General features: G+C 67.7%; 18 protein-coding genes and 1 pseudogene. 9 read left to right on the top strand and 10 right to left on the bottom strand.

All coding sequences use genetic code 11. The features are described from left to right. Window positions 1-236 precede the first annotated feature (236 nt). Window positions 237-2096 carry an ATP-dependent nuclease gene (locus ACFQ4H_RS07205; RefSeq protein ID WP_377568301.1) on the bottom strand — a complete coding sequence of 620 codons (1860 nt, stop codon included), beginning with the start codon at window positions 2094-2096 and terminating at the stop codon, window positions 237-239. 691 nt (window positions 2097-2787) lie between these two features. Here ACFQ4H_RS07205 and ACFQ4H_RS07200 point away from each other — a divergent pair. Beyond that, the gene (locus ACFQ4H_RS07200; protein ID WP_377568299.1) at window positions 2788-3228 is read left to right on the top strand and encodes an NUDIX hydrolase; all 441 of its coding nucleotides are present in this window, start codon (window positions 2788-2790) and stop codon (window positions 3226-3228) included. Here the strand turns inward: ACFQ4H_RS07200 and ACFQ4H_RS07195 are convergent. From ACFQ4H_RS07195 to ACFQ4H_RS07160, 8 genes are read right to left on the bottom strand one after another with little or no spacing between them, the layout of a single operon-like run. After that, complete coding sequence (locus tag ACFQ4H_RS07195) at window positions 3194-3808, bottom strand: histidine phosphatase family protein (protein ID WP_377568297.1); 615 nt, start codon at window positions 3806-3808, stop codon at window positions 3194-3196. The two genes, ACFQ4H_RS07200 and ACFQ4H_RS07195, sit on opposite strands and share 35 nt — an antisense overlap. Next, the gene (locus ACFQ4H_RS07190; protein ID WP_377568294.1) at window positions 3805-4551 is read right to left on the bottom strand and encodes an SDR family NAD(P)-dependent oxidoreductase; all 747 of its coding nucleotides are present in this window, start codon (window positions 4549-4551) and stop codon (window positions 3805-3807) included. Before ACFQ4H_RS07190 ends, ACFQ4H_RS07195 begins: the two co-directional genes overlap by 4 nt. Next, window positions 4541-5686, bottom strand: coding sequence for a hypothetical protein (locus ACFQ4H_RS07185; RefSeq protein WP_377568291.1), 1146 nt, complete (start codon window positions 5684-5686; stop codon window positions 4541-4543). The genes ACFQ4H_RS07190 and ACFQ4H_RS07185 overlap by 11 nt, the downstream gene beginning before the upstream one ends. Then, window positions 5674-6771, bottom strand: coding sequence for a glycosyltransferase family 9 protein (locus ACFQ4H_RS07180; protein WP_377568289.1), 1098 nt, complete (start codon window positions 6769-6771; stop codon window positions 5674-5676). The genes ACFQ4H_RS07185 and ACFQ4H_RS07180 overlap by 13 nt, the downstream gene beginning before the upstream one ends. Further along, window positions 6750-7304: a phosphoribosyltransferase gene (locus tag ACFQ4H_RS07175; RefSeq protein ID WP_377568286.1), complete on the bottom strand. Its 555-nt coding sequence runs from the start codon at window positions 7302-7304 to the stop codon at window positions 6750-6752. The genes ACFQ4H_RS07180 and ACFQ4H_RS07175 overlap by 22 nt, the downstream gene beginning before the upstream one ends. Continuing rightward, a complete protein-coding gene (locus ACFQ4H_RS07170) occupies window positions 7301-9196 on the bottom strand; it encodes a nucleotidyltransferase domain-containing protein (RefSeq protein WP_377568283.1) in 1896 nt (631 codons plus the stop codon). The genes ACFQ4H_RS07175 and ACFQ4H_RS07170 overlap by 4 nt, the downstream gene beginning before the upstream one ends. Next, the gene (locus tag ACFQ4H_RS07165; RefSeq protein WP_377568281.1) at window positions 9193-9795 is read right to left on the bottom strand and encodes a DUF4254 domain-containing protein; all 603 of its coding nucleotides are present in this window, start codon (window positions 9793-9795) and stop codon (window positions 9193-9195) included. Before ACFQ4H_RS07165 ends, ACFQ4H_RS07170 begins: the two co-directional genes overlap by 4 nt. Before the next feature lie 51 nt (window positions 9796-9846). Then, complete coding sequence (locus ACFQ4H_RS07160; protein ID WP_377568278.1) at window positions 9847-10092, bottom strand: hypothetical protein; 246 nt, start codon at window positions 10090-10092, stop codon at window positions 9847-9849. Between the two features lie 257 nt (window positions 10093-10349). On the opposite strand from ACFQ4H_RS07160, the gene ACFQ4H_RS07155 reads away from it, so the two are divergent. Next, window positions 10350-10913 (top strand): NUDIX hydrolase, encoded by a 564-nt coding sequence (locus ACFQ4H_RS07155; RefSeq protein WP_377568275.1) that lies wholly within the window; start codon window positions 10350-10352, stop codon window positions 10911-10913. Here the strand turns inward: ACFQ4H_RS07155 and ACFQ4H_RS07150 are convergent. Continuing rightward, window positions 10910-12286: a helix-turn-helix domain-containing protein gene (locus ACFQ4H_RS07150; protein ID WP_377568272.1), complete on the bottom strand. Its 1377-nt coding sequence runs from the start codon at window positions 12284-12286 to the stop codon at window positions 10910-10912. The genes ACFQ4H_RS07155 and ACFQ4H_RS07150 overlap by 4 nt on opposite strands. Window positions 12287-12968: 682 nt before the next feature. Here ACFQ4H_RS07150 and ACFQ4H_RS07145 point away from each other — a divergent pair. From ACFQ4H_RS07145 to ACFQ4H_RS07115, 7 genes and pseudogenes are all read left to right on the top strand, one after another. Continuing rightward, window positions 12969-13412, top strand: a pseudogene (locus ACFQ4H_RS07145) (SitI3 family protein). Between the two features lie 150 nt (window positions 13413-13562). Next, a complete protein-coding gene (locus tag ACFQ4H_RS07140) occupies window positions 13563-14126 on the top strand; it encodes a kinase (protein WP_377568270.1) in 564 nt (187 codons plus the stop codon). A 108-nt stretch (window positions 14127-14234) separates the two neighbouring features. Next, window positions 14235-14633: a GNAT family N-acetyltransferase gene (locus ACFQ4H_RS07135; protein WP_377568267.1), complete on the top strand. Its 399-nt coding sequence runs from the start codon at window positions 14235-14237 to the stop codon at window positions 14631-14633. Between the two features lie 1224 nt (window positions 14634-15857). Then, complete coding sequence (locus ACFQ4H_RS07130) at window positions 15858-16748, top strand: replication-relaxation family protein (protein ID WP_377568265.1); 891 nt, start codon at window positions 15858-15860, stop codon at window positions 16746-16748. 388 nt (window positions 16749-17136) lie between these two features. Beyond that, window positions 17137-18066, top strand: coding sequence for a DUF2637 domain-containing protein (locus ACFQ4H_RS07125; RefSeq protein ID WP_377568625.1), 930 nt, complete (start codon window positions 17137-17139; stop codon window positions 18064-18066). Further along, on the top strand, window positions 18063-18464 hold the full coding sequence (locus tag ACFQ4H_RS07120) for a hypothetical protein (RefSeq protein WP_377568263.1): 402 nt from the start codon (window positions 18063-18065) through the stop codon (window positions 18462-18464). The genes ACFQ4H_RS07125 and ACFQ4H_RS07120 overlap by 4 nt, the downstream gene beginning before the upstream one ends. Next, window positions 18461-19936 (top strand): tyrosine-type recombinase/integrase, encoded by a 1476-nt coding sequence (locus ACFQ4H_RS07115; protein ID WP_377568261.1) that lies wholly within the window; start codon window positions 18461-18463, stop codon window positions 19934-19936. Before ACFQ4H_RS07120 ends, ACFQ4H_RS07115 begins: the two co-directional genes overlap by 4 nt. The last annotated feature ends 211 nt before the right edge of the window (window positions 19937-20147 follow it).

The following is a 20147-nucleotide window of genomic DNA, read 5'->3' as shown; positions in this document are numbered from 1 at the left end:
GCCCCTACTCGCTCTGGCCCGGTACGCCGACGCCGGGTCGACCAAATCGCCATCGTCGATGGCACCCTGATCCCGACACGAATCTGCAGGCCGCCATCGACGCTCGTTGAGGGTTCGGCTCCGGCTCATCGAGCGAGAAGAGTATGTCCACGAGCTCCGGCCCTGATTCGACGTGCCGGCCGCATCGGGCCGCGCCCCGGCGCCCGGGCCAGGGCGGACGCCGAGGCACGGGCGGGCTAGGTGCTGAGCAGGTTGTTGATCCGGGCGAACAGCTGTGCGAACCGGTCGATGGTGGCGTCGTCCACCTCGTCGCGTAGCTTGGTGGCCGTGCGCATGAGGTAGCTGGCGGGCTGGTAGTGATCGAATCGGGAGCCAAGGGCGGCCTCGACCTGCTTGACGATGCGGCCGCCGGTGAGCTTGTTTTTGGCGACGACCCCGACCTTGCTCTCCTTGAGCAGCTTCAGGTACCAACCTTGATCGAAAAGGTCCTCGATGTCCGCCTCCGGCGTGCCCGTGATGTCGGTCAGCGGGATGAGGTGGTCCTGGGCCAGCAGCCCGCGCTGGACCATGTTGGTGATCTTCTGGTTGCCGCCGGCGGCGACGTCCATGACGACCGCGATGTTCAGGTCGCTGGCGCGCAGCAGCGCGACGAACGTCGGAATCTTGTCGAGCCCGCCGATAGGAGTAATGGTCCACCGAGGATCGAGCGATGTCTTGCCCTTCTCCCGGGCGAGGTCGCTCATGACGGAGAGGTAGACCACGTCGGCTGGGCCCTCGACGGCCAGTTGATCCGGGCCGACAATCAGCGCCTGGGACATGTCCACGCCCAGGGCGCCGAGCAGCGGGAACACGGTCTCGGGCCGCGCGGCCCACACGTCTTCGCTGACCTGGGTTCCCTGCTTCGGGAGGTCCTCGACCGTGCGGCACCGCTCCAGGTGCCGCGGCTGGATCATGAACAGCGAATGGGTGGAGTAGATGACCTGGTGGTCCGGGGCCAGCCGCTCGTCGATGTAGCGCAACAGGTCGCCCTGAGCCTTGGCGTGTAGGTTCAAGCCCGGCTCGTCGAGCAGGATTACCCGGCGGTCCTCCTCGGCGTACTCAGAGAACGCGGCCAGAAACGAGAAGAACCAAATGAAGCCCTTGGACCGCTCGGCCATGTTGAGGGTGACTCGGTGGGTCGCGTTGCGCACCCGGATCTGCAGCCACGGCTCCGGTTGCCCCGGCCGGTTAGGCACCGGCCGCGATTCGATGTCGAGCTCGACGGACAGGCCGTCGTTCTGCGTCCAGTACTCGAACAGCTCGTCGGTGAGCTGGTTGGCTGCGGCCTCCAGCGACGCCTTCCGGGCCTCGTAGTCCGCCTCAGCGAACTCCTCGCTGTCAACGCCGGCCAGCCGCAGCAGCGCCAGCGCGGTGCGCTCGCCCGGGCTGAGATCGTCCTCAGCGGCCTTCTGCAGGCGCTCGATCGAGACGCTGCCCGGTAGCACACTGTACTCGTCGAAATACTGGATCTTCGGAAGTCGACGGGCCAGGATGCTCCAAGCCTCGCTCACAAGATCGCGGTCTTCCAGGTCGCCGGCCAGTTCCGCCGCCGCTGTCGGCGGTTCTTCTTCGGCCCGGAGTGCGGCGATCGTCGCCCCGCGCGTCTGCTTGGCGTACTTGCCCCGGTCGAGCCCGGCCTTCTCCACTAGGTGCCCGATCGCCTTGGCCTCGCTGATAATCGGCGAACTCCAGTAGGTGGTCGTGCTGTTGTACCGGCGGGCGACCCTCACGTGGGTAGCAATCACCGAGCCTTTGCCGAACGTGGCCTCGACGGCAGCCATGTCGTCAGGGTCGAGCGCGAACGTTAGCTGGATCGGCTCAATGGCGCTGATCTGAGCCTTGTCGCGGTTGTAGCTGCTGCGGGGGTAATCCCGTAGCGGATCGAACGTCGTCGGGTGACCGCTCGCCAGGGGGTTGAAGCGGTAGATGGCCTCTAGGACGGCGGTCTTACCAGCCTCGTTCTTGCCCACGAGTGCCGTGAGGCGGTCGTTGACTGCGAACTCGCCGGAGTCGGTGACGCTCTTGTACTTCGTGATCTGCGCCTTGGTGACGCGCATCTGGCCTCTCTTAGGTTGATCTTCGTTGATCGAATGCCCACGTAGCGTAGTCGCGACCGCTGACAACTCCCGCTGCCTTTCGGGTCCCGTGGCGGCCGGGTACCTCGTGGGACGCCCGCTGTGACGAAGCCCTGTGCAGCGCGCCGATGCCCGGAATCGGCAGGCCCGGCCTCTGAACCTCGTCATCTTTGACGCGGCCATTCCCGTCGATCAACGGGGCGCATCAGTGGGTGCTCACCGGGTGCTCCGGTGCCAGGGACAGGCTCGCAACGGACGGACTGAGCGGGACACCATCTTGAGGAAGCAGGGCCATGAACACGAACAGGTGGACTTCAGCGACCGACATGGATTAAATGACTCAACCAAGATCATTCTCTTAATCCGCGGGTTCGGGGTTCGAGTCCCTGGCGGCGCACCAACGAGCAAGGCCCTGACCTGGTAGTTCTCTGCCGGTCGGGGCCTTTTTCGTGTACGCCGGTGGTCGGTGGTCGCTCGGCGGGTGCTCGGGAGCCGTTGGACCAATCCGCGCTTCGCGGGACAGGGTGCCTTGTCGGTGGAGAGATGGATTAACTACCTGAAGCCTCGTGTCGGCGGGTGCGGCTTGAACCAGGTGCCTCGTTGTGCGTCCAACTCTGCGACGGGTACCTTCACGCTACTGTTAGTGATTTCTGGGCGCGGATAGGGGCAAGTCGTGCGTCAGATCGTACGTAGGTCGGTGCGGGCCGTTCTTCTGGATGAGGACGACCGACTCGTGCTGATCAAGCGGATCAAGCCCGGCCAGGCACCGTACTGGACAACGCCGGGCGGCGGCCTGGAGTCGACGGATGTCTCCCTGGAGGCGGCGCTTCGCCGCGAGTTGCACGAAGAACTCGGTGCCGAGGCGGACCGGTTCGCCCAGGTGTTCCTGTTCACCGCCCCCGCTGGTGAGGGCGTTTCCGTTCAGCATTTCTTCGCCTGTCGGCTACGTCAGCTGAATGAGGATGCCCGTACCGGGGAGGAGTTCGCTGATCCGTTGCGTGGTGGCTACCAGCTCGACCGGGTGGCGATCGACAAGCTGCCTGCGGTGGATCTTAAGCCGGATGCGCTGAAAGAGTTCATCATCTCCAACGAGGAGGCCCTGCTCTCGGTGTAGGGCAGGTTGGCCAGACCATCGCCGGTCCGAGTCTGAAGTCCCGGGCTGCCTGGAACGCTTCTTGCGGGCTGCGGGCACCCTCCAGGTTTGCGGCTACGGCGCCGATGAAGACGCGGTGCGACACGATGAGGGCTACGCCCTGCTGGGCGGCCTCGTGGGCGCGCAGTACGGCTTCCACCGCGCGTTGTCGTAGCGCGGTCGGGCTCTCCCCACCATGGAGAGCCGAATCCGGATCACGAAGGCGTTCGCTGCGCCACGCTTGGTACTCGCTCGGGTAGTCGTCGGGGCTCAGGCCGAGTACGCAGTCGGGTGCGCGCCATTCCGCGTAGAGCGGATCTGGCGGCGCGATCGGCGCATCAAGGATCTCGGCCAGGATGTTGGCACTCATCGTCGCTCGCGGTAGAGGGCTGGTGAGGATGACGTTCGGCTTGGCGTTTCGTTCAGACAGCCGGCGGGCTGTGCTGACGACCTCGGCGATCCCACGCATCGTCAGTGGCGTGTCGGGACGGGCGTGGGCGCGGGGGCGGCAGAGGCCGTCGAGGCAGGTGCCGTGGCGCATCCAGAGAAGCCGGTCGTTCACGACAGATGCCAGCCGCCGTCGACGTTGAGCGCCTGCCCGGTGATGAACCCGGCGGCGGCAGAAAGCAGGAAGGCGACGGCGGCGGCCACATCGGCAGGCTGGCCACGACGCTTGATGCACTGCCGGTCGAGTTGGCGTTGCACCATGGCGGCGTGGTCGTCGACGACGGCGCGCTCGGCGGGGACCTCGATCGAGCCCGGGCGTACCGTGTTGACGGTGATGTTATTCGGGCCGAGTTCACGGGCCAGGGCCCGGACGAGGCCTTCGAGCCCGTTCTTGGCTGCGATGTAGCCGGCCAGGTCGATGCGGCCGAGTTGGGTCAGGATCGAGGAGACGGCCACGATACGGCCGTGGCCGTTCGCGATCAGGACGGGCGTGACGGCTCGGATGCACGCGGCGTGGGTCACCAGGTTGAGTTCGAGTTGACTGCGGAACGTGTCCAGGTCCAGTTCGTGCCAGGGGATTCGGGGGTATGCGCCAGCATTGCTGACTACGGCAACCAGCCGGTCGGCATGGGCATCGACCGTGGATTGGAACATTGCCTGTGTGGTGGACCGTGTCAGATCGCCGATGATGGTGCTGGTGCGTGCGCCGCGCTGATGGGCCGACTCGACGACTGCCCCGAGGTCGTCATCGTCGTGGCGGTGGGCCAGGACCAGGTCGAAGTCGGCGGCGAGACGGGCGGCGATCGCGGCTCCGATGCCGCCGCCAGCTCCGGTCACGATTGCGACTTCACGATTCATGGACTGTCCTCCCACGTGTGGTGGTGAGTCCCAGCAGTTGGGCCAGGTCGGCTTCGGGCGCGTACAGGTCCGCGAGCAAGCCGATCGACAACGCGGCGTCCGCCGGCTCCAGCTGGTGCAGTGGGTAGACGGCCAGTAGGCGCATGGCGAGGTACGGCCGTAGCCACGTGAGCAGGTCGGTGCCGATGCTGGTGGCGAGTGGTTGGGCGAGCTGGCCGAGGTAGCGGGCGACGGTGTGCTGGCGCGCGGCTGACGGCCGGTGCTGGTAGTCGATCGCGATCGTCCGGGCCGACAGCCTCGCCAGTCGGATCTGTGGTCTGACGGCGTCGGTGAGTGCCCGCCGGTGGTCGGCGAAGGCTCCGGGGTTGTAGCGCGGTACGAGCCATGCGGCGTGTAGCCGTTGGTACCAGAGGAAGCAGGCGATCTCCCCCGCGAGTGAGTTGAGGCCGGCGGTGTCGTAGTCGAACCAGACGGGTCGGTTCTGGTCGTCCAGGCCGATGTTGACGTCGGTGGGATCGCCCTGGGTCGTCGCTGCCCATATCTGCTGGTCCGGTTGCAGGGCGGTGCGGAGATCGGTGACCAGTGCGTCGAAGTCGAGTCGTCGAGGCTGTCCGTTGATGATGAGGGTCGTCTCGTGTAGGTCGCCGCAGCGGATGCCGGAGCTGTCGGGCATCGTCAGCAGGTTTGGGTTGTGGCCGTAGTACAGGTCGAGCCGGCCGCCGGGTTGGGCACGGTCGCGATAGAGCTTGCCGATGGTCTGGGAGGCGGGCAGGTGACGCATCGTCGTGCCGATGACGTGCCGGTAGTGGCTGAGGATGGCGTCGAGCCCGTGGTCGAGGTTGGCAAGGGCGCCGACGTTGCCGGCCGTGATGGCGTCCAGGAGCAGGCCGGTGTCGGGCTGGTCGGGCCGGTGCCGGTCGTAAACGGTCAGGGTCCAACGGCCGACGCGGTGGTGCGCGTGTAGGGCGGGAAGCGGATAGTGGTGCTGTATCCGCCGGTACCCGGCGATCTCGGCGGCAGCTTCGGCAGGATTCGGGTTGATCTTGACGAACAGCCGGCGTGCGCCGACATCGAGATGGAAGGTGTGGTTCGCGGTGAACCGCCGGTGGCGGGCGACGCGGATCACGAGTCCCACCAGCCAGCGCACCGGCCGGCGAAACGCGCGATCAGCTCAGCCGGTACGGCTCGCAGGTCGCTGGCAGCGGACCAGACGGTGTCGTCGTAGCCGTCCCGGACCGGGCACGCGTCGGCAATGGACATGAGCTGCGAGAACGGCGTCGCCACCGCGTGGTGACGGGCTGAGCCGGTAATCCACTTGGTGTGCGCGTGCCGCCCGTACAGGCCGACAACGGTAGGCCCGGTGCCGTCCGGTCTTTCGGTGAGAGCGGCGAGGTGGGTCAGGCCGGTGTCGTTGCCGACGACCAGTTCGGCGGTACCGAACAGATCGACGCAGTCCACGGCCGTCGGACCGTGGAAGACCTCGATCAGCGCGACGGGCGGCGGTGCCGCTCGGTCCGGCGCGGCTATCAGGGTGAACCGCCAGGGCACGTCAGGACGTTGAGCAGTGAGGCAGCGCGCGATTGCCCCGAAGTTCTCGATGCCGTAGTCCTTGCGCTCTGGCCGGCTGGTGGTGGACACGAAGAGCACGTGGTAGGGCGTAGGTGTGGGCTCCGTGGCGCGGAACCGCGGGCACGGGTCGCTGTCAGCAGGCAGCCGTACCCCGAGGGTCTGCTCGATGTCGAGGTAGTAGCGCATCGGCAGCGCGGCGTGCACCTGGAGGATGTTGGCGTCGACGATGTCGAGCCTCGTCGGCGGGATCTCGGGAACGGCGTCGAAGGTGCGCGGTGTTGGGCTTTCGGTGCCGATCGAGTGGTGGCCGTTCGCGGAGGTGACGGTGAGCGGCAGGGTGCATCGGGCGAGGAGAGCCGCCCGGGGGCCGACGTATGCCAGCTGCGGGTACCGGTCGCGGGTGGCCTCGTGAAGAGCCTGGGCTAGGGCGAGACCCAGCAGTACGTCGCCGAGCCCTCGTGCGCCGAAGTCGAGGTGCCAGCCGTTTTCGTGTACCGCGTCGAGGGTGGCCTTCGGTGGTGGCAGCTCTCCCGCGGCCCGCCGGTACGGCAGGAGTCGGCCAAGCGGGGCCCGATCGCGTCGGACGAACGTCGGCCCGCCCTGCCAACAGGTTGGGCTGTCGGTGGCGGTCAGAGCGTGGTCAGTACGCACAGCGGGACCTCGTGTTGTTCGAGCAGATCCCGTCCGCCTCCGGTCGTGTCCTCGACCAGACAGAGCACGCCTGTGACGTCGGCTCCGGCACTGCGGAGCGCGGTGACGAGGTTCGTGAGGGTGAGCCCGGTCGTGATCTCGTCGTCCACGATGAGGACGCGCTGATCCTTGAAGCGGCCGTAGGCGAACACCTCGAGTCGGCGAGCGTGAGGTTCGTGGAAGACGAGCTTGTCCGGCAGGTCGAGGTTGACCTTCCAGGCGATGCGGTAGTGGCTGCCGCTCGCCCAGGCGACCGCGAGCGTGGGGATGATGCCGCCAGCGTCCAGGCCGAGTAGCACGTCGTGCGGCCGGTAGGCGGGATGCTCGCACCAGCGCCGCCAGAGGTGGTCACCGGCGGCCATCACCCGATCCGGCGCGGTATCACTGCGGACACCGTCGAGCTCGTGAATGATCCTGACCGGGCGGGTGGTGTCGCCGACTCCGAGGCGGGCTACTCGGTCGGCGGTGATCGCCTTACGTGTGGTGGCCGTCATTGACTTTCGTCGTCCTTTCCATGGTCCCGGGTGTAGCCGAGGGTCTCGTCGTAGGCCAGCAGATCGCTGGCGGCGCGGCGGATTCGTTCTGTGAGTTCGTCGTCCGAGCGCCAGCCGGCGCGACTGGCGTCGGTGACCGAGGGCAGGTGGACGCGGGCTGCTGGATGCCGGCTGGCGAAGGCCCGGCGGACATCGTCACTGGCGTCCAAGTCGATGCCGTCCGCTCGAAGCATGATCTTCATGGCGAGGACGACGTGCTTGTAGAGCGCTCTGACATCGGTGTCGGGTCGGGCAGCCAGCCGCCGTAGCGTCATGACAACCAGCGGCAGGTCACTGCGGGCGGCGCGCTCGTCGTTGGCGTGGTCGAGGATATGGAGTACGAGACCGGGTCGGCGGTACAACACTCCTCGGCCGTCGTGCGCGATCTGCCGCAGCGCATAGAGCAGCCGTGGCGGCAGCCTGCCGGTGCGCGCCTCGTTGGTGGTGAACGCCGACAGCGCGATCTTCGCCCCGTCCGGGCCGGTAGGTGGGAGCGATGGGTTGGCGAGCCAATGCACCGGAAGGGTGTCGCGGACGACGAGGACATCCACGTCGCTCCAGCCAGGCTGCCAGTTCCCGTAGGCCAGGCTTCCGGTTACCGCGACCAGTGCCGTCTCGTCGTCGACCAACTCGGCGGCGTAGGCGGCGAGGAAGGGCTGCAGGGCCGCTGGCACCAGGGTCTCACGTTGCGGCGGTCGTCGGTCGCCGGAAGCGCGGTGCACCAGCTCGGCGACCGCTCGTTTCAGGGCGAGGAGGCTGCCCGTGTTGTCGACGACGGAGTCGGCGATCGCCGCGATGCGCTCGGCACCCCGGCTCTGCTTCGTCGCGTCCCGAGACGCTAGCGAATCGGGTGATTCTTCGCCACGGGCCAGACGCACTGCCGGCGGTGCATCGAGATAGATGATCTCGCAGCGATCTCCCCAGATCTGCCGTACATGCCTGGTTGCTTCGAAGCGATGCGCACTTTCGACGCTGATCCGGTGGGAGCCGGGATTGAGCGCGGCGAAGCGGAGGATCTCCTCGGACAGCATCCGTGCCTCGGTCAGTTCGTCCCACGCCTGGTACGGGTCGGTCACGCCGACCCGGTCGGCCGCAAGGCGGAGGAGATATCCGATCTTCAGCCGCGTGACGGCGTGCTCGGTACGGAACAACTCCCCGACGGTGCTCTTGCCGCTCTCGGACATGCCGGCGAGGACCCAGAGCCGGTCGACGCGATCCGGAGCCAGCAGGGTGACGGGCACGCCGAACTGGGCGACGGCCTCGCGAACCTCACGCTGCACATCGAGCAGTGGCCGATCACCACGCACGATCAATCTGTGGTAGTCCCCTCGCTGGACCTGGAGCTCGATGGCTTCGGCCAGTTGGCGCTGGTAGGCGGCGTACTGATCGGATGCGAGCGTCCGGTCCCGGGCCAACGCCTGCCGCGCCTCGGCGGAAGGATCAAAATCGTGACGCAGCAGGATGTGGATTTCGCGTCTGTCGATGGGGAGGTATCGGAGTGCTCGGGCTTCTACCTCGGCAAGGGCCTCACCGATCGGCGTTCCGTCCTTCACCGCGGCCGTCGCCGCGCAGGTGGCGAGGAGCATCGGGTAGCCCCGGTCCTCCAGCGCCAACATGCCGCCTCCCTGGCACCGGGCGGCGTAGGAACGGAACACGAGATCGACATGCTTGTCGGTGGTGCTGTCGACGAACCACCATCGGCTGAAGTCGTCCCGTGACACCTCCGCCCATTGTGGGTCCCACCGGTCGATGGTCCCGGTCAGGGTGATCCCCGGTATCGCCGAGGCCAGCCACTGCGCATTCGTGGACTTGCCGACGTTGTCCGCACCGTTGAGCGTCACCGCGACGTTCATCGGCGCTCGCCGTAGCTCTTGAGGGCACGCCAACGAGGAATCCGTCGGCAACCCTCGCGCACATCCCGCACAAGATCGTCGTACGCGCGCGCCAGCTCCCGAAACTGCCGCAAAGCCGTATCGGCCTGGCTGTCACTCCGTCCTTGCCCCTCGTGGTCGATGAGGCGTTGGCACCGCACCCAGGCAATGGCCAACCGGTCGATGATCGATCCGATCGTCTCGGTGTGCAGCGGTCCGGTGCCCGGATCGTCGAGCACGCGGTCGACCCACGTGTCGATCTCCGTGACCAGGTCCACCCGAACGCGGTTCAGCAGGTCGATGGATCGCTTCGCGGCGGCTACGACATGATCATCAGCGTTCGGATCCCGAGAGATCATCTCAGCTGACCACTGGTCGCCGTGGTGCACGGCAAGTCGCCCGGCTGCCCGCAACGGGATCTGCCACGCAGACATCAAGCAGGCGGAGCCGTCCCGGAACGAGTCGATGACCAGACCGGAGGCCGGGAGGACGTTCTGCCTGCCGAGCTGGCCTGCAGGGTTGGCGGAGTCAGTTACAGCATCAAGGGGCACGATGAAGCCTCCAAAAGCCTCGTTCGGCATGCCGTGAAGCGAATCGATAGCGATAGCCGCATGGGGCGATGCGCGTTGTCGTCACGCCGACCACCACGAGCCCGACACGGCGGTGCGGCGAGCACCGCACAGCTCGGGGCGGGATGCACCGGGCGTGCGTCGGGGTAGCCGCAGCGACTGGAAGAAGGCGCTCGTGGCCCGCTCGTGCGCGGGACACGGACCCGGTACGTCGCAGGCCAAGCATCTGCCGTCGGCGCAGGACACGACGTGCCTTGCCAGAACGGCCTGCGCCTCCTCGATCTGCTCGCCGCCGAGATACGTAGCCATGACTCCCCACTTCTCTGTCTGATTGGCCCGGCGGCGGTGAGCGGGTCGCGCGAGCTGGCTCCAGCCGACACCGATCGCCGCCGCCGTTACCAAGGACCCAACGGCCTGGCCGCTGCGGCGCCGACCGTCACATCCCTCGATAGATAGGTTGGCTGCGCCTCCAGCCCAGATGAAGTGGTGCGCCGTCAGCCGGTGTCAGCCGACGCTGCTGGTTCCGCTGAGTACGACGACTGCCGACTCGGCGATAGGGTGCGAACATGACTACCGACGCTCGGCGGGCCAGCGAGTGGACCATCCACGGCGAACGGGTCGTCGACGACACCCGCCGGGCGGTGCTCAGCATCGCCGATGTCGAGTTACCGGATGGCGTCCGGTTCGAGCAGTACGTGCTGCGGGTGCCGTCGGCGGCGATGGTGATCGTTCTCGACGATGCCGACCGGGTGCTGATGATGTGGCGGCATCGCTTCATCATCGACCGCTGGGTGTGGGAGCTGCCCGGCGGTTATCTCGACCACGACGAGGATCCGGCCGTGTGCGCCGCTCGGGAGGTCGAGGAGGAGACCGGGTGGCGGCCGAGAACCATGGAGCCGCTGCTGGAGTTCCAGCCGATGGTCGGCACCATCGACCAGCAGAATCTGGTCTATCTGGCGCGCGGAGCAGATCCGACGGGCGCCGCGCCGGATGTCAACGAGGCGGAGCGGATCGGCTGGATCCCGCTGAGCGAGGTGGAGCAGCGGATCAACGCTGGAGAGATCGTCGGCGCTGGTTCGGTCGCCGGCCTGCTCGCAGTCCTGCTGGCCAGAGCGACCGGGCGAATCTAGACAGCCTGGATCACCGGCCGCACCCGGTGGGAGAACTCCTGGACGGCGGCCAGGCCGGCGTGCGGGGCGAGCCGGTCCGCGAGGGTGGCGAGGTAGCCACGCGCCCGCTCCGAGCGAAGCCCTTCGGCTGCCTCGGCGGCCTGGCATCCCACCACGCTGGCCTGCTCCGGGTCGCCGGCCTGCGCGTGGGCAAGCGCCAGCAGCGCCAGGTTGAACTGCCGCCCTCGGGCATAGGCATGGCCGTCCATCTCCAACGAACGCACCGCGAAACGGGCCGCAGTCTCGCCACGGCCGAGAGCAACGAAGCAGTGGCCGAACTTCGCCGACAGGTACGCCTCGTCGAAGTACCCGATCCACTGTGGCGCGCTGGTGCGCTCTGCCCGATCGAAGGCGCGCTCGGCGCGGTCCAACGCCGCCGCGCACGCGGCCTCGTCGCCGCCGACGGCATGGCCCTGCGCCTCCAGAACGGCTGACTCAGCCTGGATCGCGGCGATGCCGGACTCGGCCGCTGTCCGTCCCGCTGCGCGCGCCAGGTCGACCGCCTCCGCCGACGCGCCGAGGTAGGCCGCCTGATGACTCATCGCGGCGAGGATCTCCGCACCGAGAGGCCGATCGCCTGCCGTGGCCGCCATCCGCAACGCCTGGACCATGTACCGCTGAGCCAAACCGTGCAGGCCGACGTCGTACGACGTCCACCCGGCGAGTTGGGTGGCCTCCGCTGCCGCCGAGAACAGCGCGGCACCGGTGCCGGCGTCGAAGCGGCCCCGCAGCAGCGTCGCCACCTCCATGTCGAGGAATCGGACCAGCCCATCCCTGACGTGGCCGCCGCCGTACCGGTTGTCCAGCCCTCGGTAGACGCTGGTGATCTGTCGGATGGTGTCTACGTCCGGTTGGCCAACGAGGCGCTCGCCGTCACCGACTGGTGGCTCATCGAGTCGCACGGTCAGCCAGCGGAAAGCCGGAGCGACGAACGCCGCCGCGCTGAACCCGGCCCCCACCAGGAGATCTCGCCGTTGCATGTCTCTCCGCCAGAGCTCCGCCGCGACCTCTGCACCGTGTCGCCAGTCCGGTGCGAACTCTAGCCCGCCCAGCCCGTCGAGAACCGGCGCTGCGACGCTTGCGGTCAGTCCGCCGCTGTCGGCTGACACGCTCGTAACCAGGGCGCGCAGCTGTCCACCGGCACCGAGGGCGGCGTCGAGCAGTGCGGCGACGGAGGCGCTCGGACGCTTGCCACCTGCCTCAAGGTCCCATAGGTATCCGTGAGAGCAGTGCACCTGCTGGCCGAGCCGCCGCAGCGACAGCCCTCGCTGTATGCGTAGCTCCCTCAGACGTGGCCCGAAGGTCGGGTTGACGGCGAGGTTCTGTCGCGGCATGGCGCGCTCCTCGGAGCGGAATCATGGAGCCGTCGCTGGGCTGTCCGGTAACGACGGTGTGGCTTGACGGTACCGCCTGTTCCGCGACCACGGGATCACGAAACGTGTCGGCTGTCTGCCGAGATCCACTATCCGCCACCACATCTCACTTGTGAGATCAAGGGGAATGCGTGCCAAAATTATCCTGCCTATCCGGGCGGGGAATCCGTGCTGACTGAGACCAGTGCGGGTTGACCGGTGCTGACGCGTCCTGCTGCGTCCGGAAGCGTCATGATCGATTGCCGGTGAAGCTGGTTGACAGGGCGCTGCTGGCGGAGGCGTACTGGAATGCACGTGACCGCTTTGGCGGTTTGCCTGCCGGGTTCGATCGGCCGATTTGGTGGCGCGTTTTCGGGGCGTCGCCCGTCGCCCGTCGTTCGGGGGCGGGTAGGCCGTCGATGGTTCTGAGTGACAGGGGACCACCAATGAAGGATTTTCTCCCGGCTGGGTGAGCCGATGCGCTGCCGCAGCCTAGCCGATGGTGGCTGACGGGATCGGCGCTGGCCCTGTTCATGAGTCGCACTGGGACAAGGCCCGGGGCCGATCGCGCCGGACAGGGCTCAAGGAACTCGTCGCGGTGAAATCGGACGGTGGGATCGTGCAGATCGTGCGGCGAGATTGAGAAGAGGTAGCAGAGACGGCCGTGGAGTTCCGACTGACACTGGCCGGTGCTGTCCTGCTCGGGGACGTGACGCACTCGCTGCCGCCGACATCACCGAGAGGCCGGTACCGACTGCCAACTCCCGACTGCTCAGCGTCCGACTCTATGAGCAGCGAGGCTACGCCCTGAGTGTCTACTCCGGCGATAACGGCTACTTCGATGCCGAGGACGACGACGGGACGCTGGGAGTGGGAGCCGGAGAGGTGCGTCAACGTCGATTTTGCCATGCGCGCGGACGATTTGTTGGACAAGGGGATCCCCAACATGGTTGCGGCGGTGGCCCGGATCCTGGCTGGCCGTGGCGCGGACGCGGCCCTGGTGCAGAACGGCAACTATCTGCTGCTGATACACACCGGCGGCGAACTGCGCGAGCACAGGACGACATGGTGGGATCACTACGGCGTCGGCAACATCCTCGCCCTCTGATCGGGGTGCCGGACTGACTCATGCTGGGTGTTGGCTTTTTCGGGCCGAGCGATGGTGTCGCTGGCCCGTGGACCACTTCCCGATCGTACGCAGCTGACCATGAAGGCTTTCGACCTCGTCGTGGGCAGCGACTGAATCTGCGGAGGCATCGTGCCCGTTGAACCTACTGGCAGCCTGGACACGATCCTGGTGTGTATCCGGGGCAACTCCGGGTCGGGCAAGAGCAGCATTGCCCGGGAGTTGCGGCACCGGCATGGCCGGGGCTGCGCCCTAGTCGAGCAGGACTACCTGCGCCGCATCGTGCTGCGCGAGCGGGACAAGCTTGGCGGCGCGGCCCCCGCGCTGATCGCGCAGACCGTCCGGTTCGCGCTGGATCACGGCTACCACGTCGTTCTGGAAGGCATCATGCACAGCTACCGCTACCGGAGCGTGCTGACCGACCTCCGCGACGGTCACCGGGGGCGGTCACTGTTCTGCTACCTCGACGTGTCCCTGCCTGAGACTCTGCGCCGGCACTTGACCCGTCCGCAGGCCAGCGAGTTCACCGCCGAGCACATGAGCGGCTGGTACGCCGCCCACGACATCCTGGGCTGGCCCGACGAACTCGTTCTCCCGGAGAGCACCACGTTCGAGGAGGCAGTCGAGATCATCGCCGCAACCGCCGGGCTGTCTCAGACCGGACACGACGATGACCTACTCCCACTCCTCCCGTAAACCGGACAGCTGGCCACGTTGGCCATCCAGATCTTGGCTCGAGTTCTCCTTTCAGCAGGTCGCGTATCGGCATAACCCGCAGCGATCCAACGAACCGGAGAGACGCTCATGAAGGTCGTTCCGGCCACCACCGACCGGATTCCCGACGTGGAGACGCTGCTCGCTCTCGGCAAGCCCTACATCAAGCTGCGCGTGTCATCCGACTACTGGTTGTACGCGAAGCTGTTCTCCACGACCTGCCCTGTTGCCGTTCCGGACGGTGAGGTCGTCGGCTGCGTGATCGCCCGGTCACTGGTGGGCGATGTCCGGCGGCAGGCCTTTCGTTGGGGTTGTCGATGCCTCTACCTGACGTCCGAACCCGACAATCGCCCCGCTCACGATGCCTGGCTTCCGCTCGGCTTCGTCAACACCGATGGCGACAGATGGGCAGACGGCGTGTCCGTGATCTTCGATTACAAGGGGCTCGGGAAGCAGCGCGCCGTGTACGAGTGCCGCGTCGGCTCGTGAGCTCCGTCGACACGCGTGCTGACTCCGGCTGGGGGTCACCGTCGCTGGCGAGGGGTATCTGATCGGCCAGAACCCGGACTGACTTAGGCGGGCGGGTGTCGGCGAGCATGAGGACTCCGTGTTCGTCGTCACAAAGTGCTCCAGAGAATGCTCGGCTTTCGGTCAAGGCCATCTATTTCGACGCGCTCTCAGGTCGGGCGTATCCGAGTGGGACGGTCGGGTCGTGTGGATGGTGGGAACCGTTACGGCAGGTAGCGGGCCTGGTGAGGCCGGACCAGCGCTGTCCCGCGCCGTGCCGCGTCGAGGGCGTGCCGAGGCCGTCGATCGTTGGGGTTGACTCGCTTGACAGCGGCAGCCTGGTCGAGAGGTACTGGACGCACGTTCCCCGTACGGCGGGCTTGTTCGCTGGGCCAACTGGTCGATGGGTGGGCGCCCGTCAGGGCGCTTCTTCTCGTTGTGGCCTGGTGCGGCGGTCCCGTCGACGGGGTGCCGACCGAGTGACAGGAGGACCGCGATGAAGGATCTTTTCCCGGCGGGTTGAGCCGACGCCCGTCTGGCCGCAGCACGGTGTGCTGAGCGGCCGGAGCGGGAGTGCCCCTGTCCCAGAGCGGTTGCTCCGGTTGCCGGAAGCGGGTGTGAGTCCCGCCGGTTCGGGTCGCCGTTGATGTTCATCTTCGTGTACACGATCGTGCTGGTCACGGTCGTGGCGATGACTGCTGCCCTGATCCGTCTCGTGTTCTCCGGTGCGCCCGGCGGCGTGTTCGTTGACACCTCCACAGTGAGCATTCCCTCCAGCCGTCCTCGCGCGGCCCGCCCTGCCAGGCGTGACCCGGCTGGGTGCCGGCTGCCCGCCGCACGTCTCGATCTGGCCGTGCGGCGGGTGCGGCCAGCGACCTCACCACGGCGTCCTGACTGTCGGCGCCGTCGAGACCTTCAATGAAGGAGTTGTGTTGTTCTCCGACTGCTTCCCCTCGCCGCTTCGGCTTCTTGCCGGCGGCAGTGACAGATCCCAACTTGACCTCGGTTTGGGCGTCCTTCTTGACGTCCGGGTTGGGGTCAGTCTTCAGCCGGACCCCCGAACTGACCCCCGACTATCGCTCACAACGCAGGTCACGACCTCTGTCAGCACCTGCCACGTGTCCTGCGAGAGACCCTGCATGGCCTCGGGTCTCTCCCCAGGGACCCGCATCCGCATCACGAAATCCGATAGGAGCGTGAGATCCGGTGGATGATCCAGTCCTTCGCGTTCAGTCCCAGCTGACCGATCGGGATCGGATTCTGCTGGGCTGGCTCTTCGACCACGGGGTGTTGACCTCGTTCCAGATCGCCCATGCCCTGTTCCCGTTGCTGGATTTCTGCCAACGCCGGCTGCGTACCCTCTACCGGTTGCGGCTGATGGCCCGGTTCCGGCCGCAGCGCGCCGACGGTGGCTCTTATCCCTACCACTACGTGATCGACCGGCTCGGCGCCGAGGTTGTCGCCGTCGACCGGCAGGAGCGGCTACCTCGGCGTGACCATGCCCGCGTCGAGCGGCGGCGGTGGACATCCAGCCGCACGCTGGCGCACCGCCTCGGGGTGAACGGCTTCTTTACCGAACTGGCCGGTTACGCCCGCACCCACCGTGACGTGGGGTTGGTCGAGTGGCTGCCGGAGGCCGCCTGCGCCCGCGCTGGCGCCTTCACCACACGCGCGGACTCGGGGCTGGTACGCGCCTACCAGCCGCGGGTGCGTCCGGACGGCTACGGCCGGTGGGCCGAAGACGGTGCCAGGGTGCCGTTCTTCGTCGAGTACGACACCGGTCGCGAGCCGCTGTCGGTGCTGGTCGGCAAGTTGGCCGGCTACGGGGAGTTGTTCGCCACGACCGGGCGGGCGTGGCCGGTGTTGTTCTGGCTGCATTCCGCTGCCCGGGAGGCCAACCTGCGCCGCCTGCTCGCCGACCTGCCCCCGTCGTTGTTGCCGGTGGCCACCGGTGCCCGCGACCACGCCACCGGAGCCGGGTTGTGTCCGGCCGAGGCGGTGTGGGCCGCCGCCGGTAGGGGAGGGCCCCGGCACCGCCTGGCCGATCTCGCTCGCTACGTCGTCGACGGCCGAGACTACCCGGGCGAGGTCGTATGACATCCCGTATCGCGCGGGCAGCCGCGCACGGTACCTCGACAGTGGTCGGGATCGGAACCACTGGCCACTGTCACGGGTCTGTCAGCATCCGGTACGCGACGGCTGACAGACCCGTGACAGACCGGCACCGTTCCCAGGATGCAGGGATGCGGGTATCGTCCGCGCCCCTGCGCGGTCCGGTCCGCGATCGGAGGCCCGCCGGTCCGCCGCCCGGTTACGGACCGGGCCGTCCGGACTGCCCGCCCGCCTACCCAGTACACACCACACGGCGGCCAGATTACCCTCGCGGACCTGGCGGGGGAGGTGGTCCGCCACGACGCCATCGGCAGATGACCTGGCTCCTGGTACGCGCCACAGCCGGGCCGAGGGCGGCGTCCAGATCGTGATCATGCTTGCCATCGGCGGCGCGGCCGGTGCGGCCAGCTTCACCCACGTCCATAACGTCGCCGCCGCTTACGGCCAACCCGGATGGCTGGCCTGGGCCGACGCCATTGTGCTGGAACTGATGTCCATCGCCGCCGGCCTGGAACTACGCCGTCGCAAACGCGCCCACGCCTCGACAGCATGCCCGGCGAGTGTGCTGGTCTGCGCGGTCACACTGTCCCTGGCGCAGGTCGTCGAGGCTGAGCCGTCACCGATCGGCTGGATCGCCGCAGCCGTACCCGCGCTCGGCTTCCTCGTCATGGTCAAGATCGCCCTCGGCTACACCACCACCAGGTCCGGGACCGGCTGGACCAATGTCACCCCGTCCACCACCCAACCGGTGGACCCCGCCGCCGTCCAACTTGCGGAGCCGTCCATCGACAGCACCGCCCCGCCGACCGCCCCGGACAGCGAGGTCCCGTCTCCCGTGCCTGTCGCGGACCGGTCCGCCTCCGCGCGGACTGTCCACCACGAGGCCGATGACGAGCACCGTCCTGGTGGACCGGACCGCCACCATACGGGCGGACCGGTCCACCGGCGCCGCACCTCACGGCGTGGACCGTCCGCCGGCCGCACGAACGGATCCGACGAACTCCTCCCAGCGGCACGACGTGCCCGCGACCAACTCGCCACCCAGGAACAGCCACTGACCCGCGCGGCGCTCGCCACAGCGCTGCGTACCGCCGGGCACACCGTGTCCAACACCAGGGCATCACACCTGCTGAAAACCCTCAGAGACGAACAGCCCCCGGCAGGTCGGTCACCGCAGCAGGACCAGGAAGCCCCGGACCTCGCGGCCGACACCCAGCCCGTTACGACGTACGCCACCGCCGAGCCTGACACCTCGCCCGCACGACGGGTACCCCACTTACCGCAAGGAGAACCGACGCCATGAGCACCAACGCCGACTCGACGTACCACGCACCGCTGAACACCCCACGACCGCATGCGGCTGGGGTGTGGACCGCCGAGCAGATCCGTGCGCTCGGCGCGGCCACCACCCTGCCCACCGCCGCAGCCGTACTCGGTATCAGCCGATCCCAGGCCTACCGCCTGGCCGCCACCGACGCCTTTCCCGCACCGCTGATCCGCGCCGGTACCCGCATCATCGTCCCGGTCGCCGGCCTCCTCCGACTCCTCTTGCTCGACGAGCCGACCACCCAGGACCCGGGCAGCGGCCGGCGACTTGATCCCGGTCCGGTGTCGAGCGTGGATGCAACGACCCCGCCGCCAGCGGACTACACCCACCACCGCTGGCGGCACCACCCCGAGCACCCAGGAGACGATGAGTGAAGGGCTCCACCTTCAAACGCTGTGGCTGCCGCGACACCACCACTGGCCGCAGGCTGGGACGCTCCTGTCCCCAGCTTCGCCGGCCCGGCGGCGGCTGGTCCCGCAACCACGGCCAATGGCACTGGCAGATCGAAATTCCTGCCCGCGCCGACGGCACCCGCCGCTCGCTACGCCACGGCCCCTACCCCACCCAAGCCGACGCCGACAGCATTCTGGACCGCATCCGCGCCGCCCTGGCCGTTCCCGACGCCAGCGACCCGCACGCCACCGTCAAGACCGGCGACCTCATCGAGACCGCCGTCAAGACCGGCGCGCCCGTTCCCAGCCCGGATCAGGTTCGGCGGGCGCTGCACCTGGATATCACCCCGACCGAACTTCCGACGATGGAGGTGTACCTGACCGACTGGCTCGCTGGACGCAAGAACATCAAGGCAGGCACTCTGCGCTCCTACGAAGGGCACATCCGCCTGTACTTGATTCCACACCTCGGGCACCTGCGCATCGACCGGCTCCGGCCCGGCCACATCGACGCCATGTACGACGCCATCGCCGAACGCAACGCCACCATCGCGACCCTGCGCGCCAGCCGCGACCCCGCGAAACGCGACCAGGTCAAGAACCAGCGGATCGTCGGCCCCAGAACCCTGCACGTCATCCACGCCACCCTGCGCAAAGCCCTCAACGACGCGATGCGCCGCCACCGCTACCTCGACACCAACCCCGCCCTCATGATCGAACTACCCACAGCCCGACCACCCAAGCCCACCGTCTGGACCGACCAACGCATCCGCACCTGGCGTGACACCGGCAAGACCCCGAGCCCTGTCATGATCTGGACCCCCGAACACACCGGCCGGTTCCTCGACCACACCCACGACGCAGGCGACCGGCTCTACGCCCTCTACCACCTCATCACCTTCACCGGCCTACGCCGAGGCGAAGCATGCGGCCTGCACTGGGACGACCTCGACCTCGACGCCCTGACTCTCACCGTCCGCTGGCAACTCGTCCAACACGGCTGGGCCACCGCCATCGACGCCCCTAAAACCACCGACAGTGAAGCAGTCGTCGCCCTCGACACCGAGACCGTCACCGTCCTGCGCGCTCACCGCGCCCGGCAGCACCGCGAACGCCTCGCCGCCGGAACCGCCTGGACCAAGACCGGGCTCGTCTTCACCGCCCCGACCGGCGATCGGCTACACCCCGCCGACGTCACCGACCACTTCCACCACCTCGCCACCCAAGCCGGGCTACCACCTATCCGGCTCCACGACCTCCGGCATGGTGCCGCGACCATGGGACTCGCAGCCGGCGTTCAGATGAAAGTCATCTCCAACCGGCTCCGCCACTCCAGCCCATACTTCACCGCCAAGTTCTACGGCGACGTCCTACCCGAGCTCTCCCACGCCGCAGCCGAAGCCACCGCCGCTCTTGTGCCACGACGTCCCGGTGGCGGAGCGCAGCCGGCGTAGGGCCATAGGGCTACGTCTCGGCACGCTACAGAGGTTGAAAGGCTGAGGTCTGATCCGTCACGTCCTTTCGGGTTCGAGGGTCATGCCGGTCTGAGCGAGGAAGCCGGCGATGAGATCAGGCTCGCGCTGGATGTGTCGTAACCGCTGTTTCACCACCTGAGCGAGGTGCTCGACGCCACGGACAGCGAGGTTGCCGAGGCCGCGTTTCAGG

It is taken from the genome of Micromonospora sonneratiae (assembly GCF_042679305.1).
Taxonomy (GTDB): domain Bacteria; phylum Actinomycetota; class Actinomycetes; order Mycobacteriales; family Micromonosporaceae; genus Micromonospora_H; species Micromonospora_H sonneratiae.
This window is presented reverse-complemented; position numbering and strand designations above follow the sequence as displayed.

What these genes read in the sequence shown, in the direction of transcription:
- ACFQ4H_RS07205 (WP_377568301.1), bottom strand. Translation starts at nt 2,096, where the DNA reads ATGCGCGTCACCAAGGCGCAGATCACGAAGTACAAGAGCGTCACCGAC.
- ACFQ4H_RS07190 (WP_377568294.1), bottom strand. Translation starts at nt 4,551, where the DNA reads ATGAATCGTGAAGTCGCAATCGTGACCGGAGCTGGCGGCGGCATCGGA.
- ACFQ4H_RS07175 (WP_377568286.1), bottom strand. Translation starts at nt 7,304, where the DNA reads ATGACGGCCACCACACGTAAGGCGATCACCGCCGACCGAGTAGCCCGC.
- ACFQ4H_RS07170 (WP_377568283.1), bottom strand. Translation starts at nt 9,196, where the DNA reads ATGAACGTCGCGGTGACGCTCAACGGTGCGGACAACGTCGGCAAGTCC.
- ACFQ4H_RS07165 (WP_377568281.1), bottom strand. Translation starts at nt 9,795, where the DNA reads ATGCCGAACGAGGCTTTTGGAGGCTTCATCGTGCCCCTTGATGCTGTA.
- ACFQ4H_RS07160 (WP_377568278.1), bottom strand. Translation starts at nt 10,092, where the DNA reads ATGGCTACGTATCTCGGCGGCGAGCAGATCGAGGAGGCGCAGGCCGTT.
- ACFQ4H_RS07155 (WP_377568275.1), top strand. Translation starts at nt 10,350, where the DNA reads ATGACTACCGACGCTCGGCGGGCCAGCGAGTGGACCATCCACGGCGAA.
- ACFQ4H_RS07150 (WP_377568272.1), bottom strand. Translation starts at nt 12,286, where the DNA reads ATGCCGCGACAGAACCTCGCCGTCAACCCGACCTTCGGGCCACGTCTG.
- ACFQ4H_RS07135 (WP_377568267.1), top strand. Translation starts at nt 14,235, where the DNA reads ATGAAGGTCGTTCCGGCCACCACCGACCGGATTCCCGACGTGGAGACG.
- ACFQ4H_RS07125 (WP_377568625.1), top strand. Translation starts at nt 17,137, where the DNA reads ATGCTTGCCATCGGCGGCGCGGCCGGTGCGGCCAGCTTCACCCACGTC.
- ACFQ4H_RS07120 (WP_377568263.1), top strand. Translation starts at nt 18,063, where the DNA reads ATGAGCACCAACGCCGACTCGACGTACCACGCACCGCTGAACACCCCA.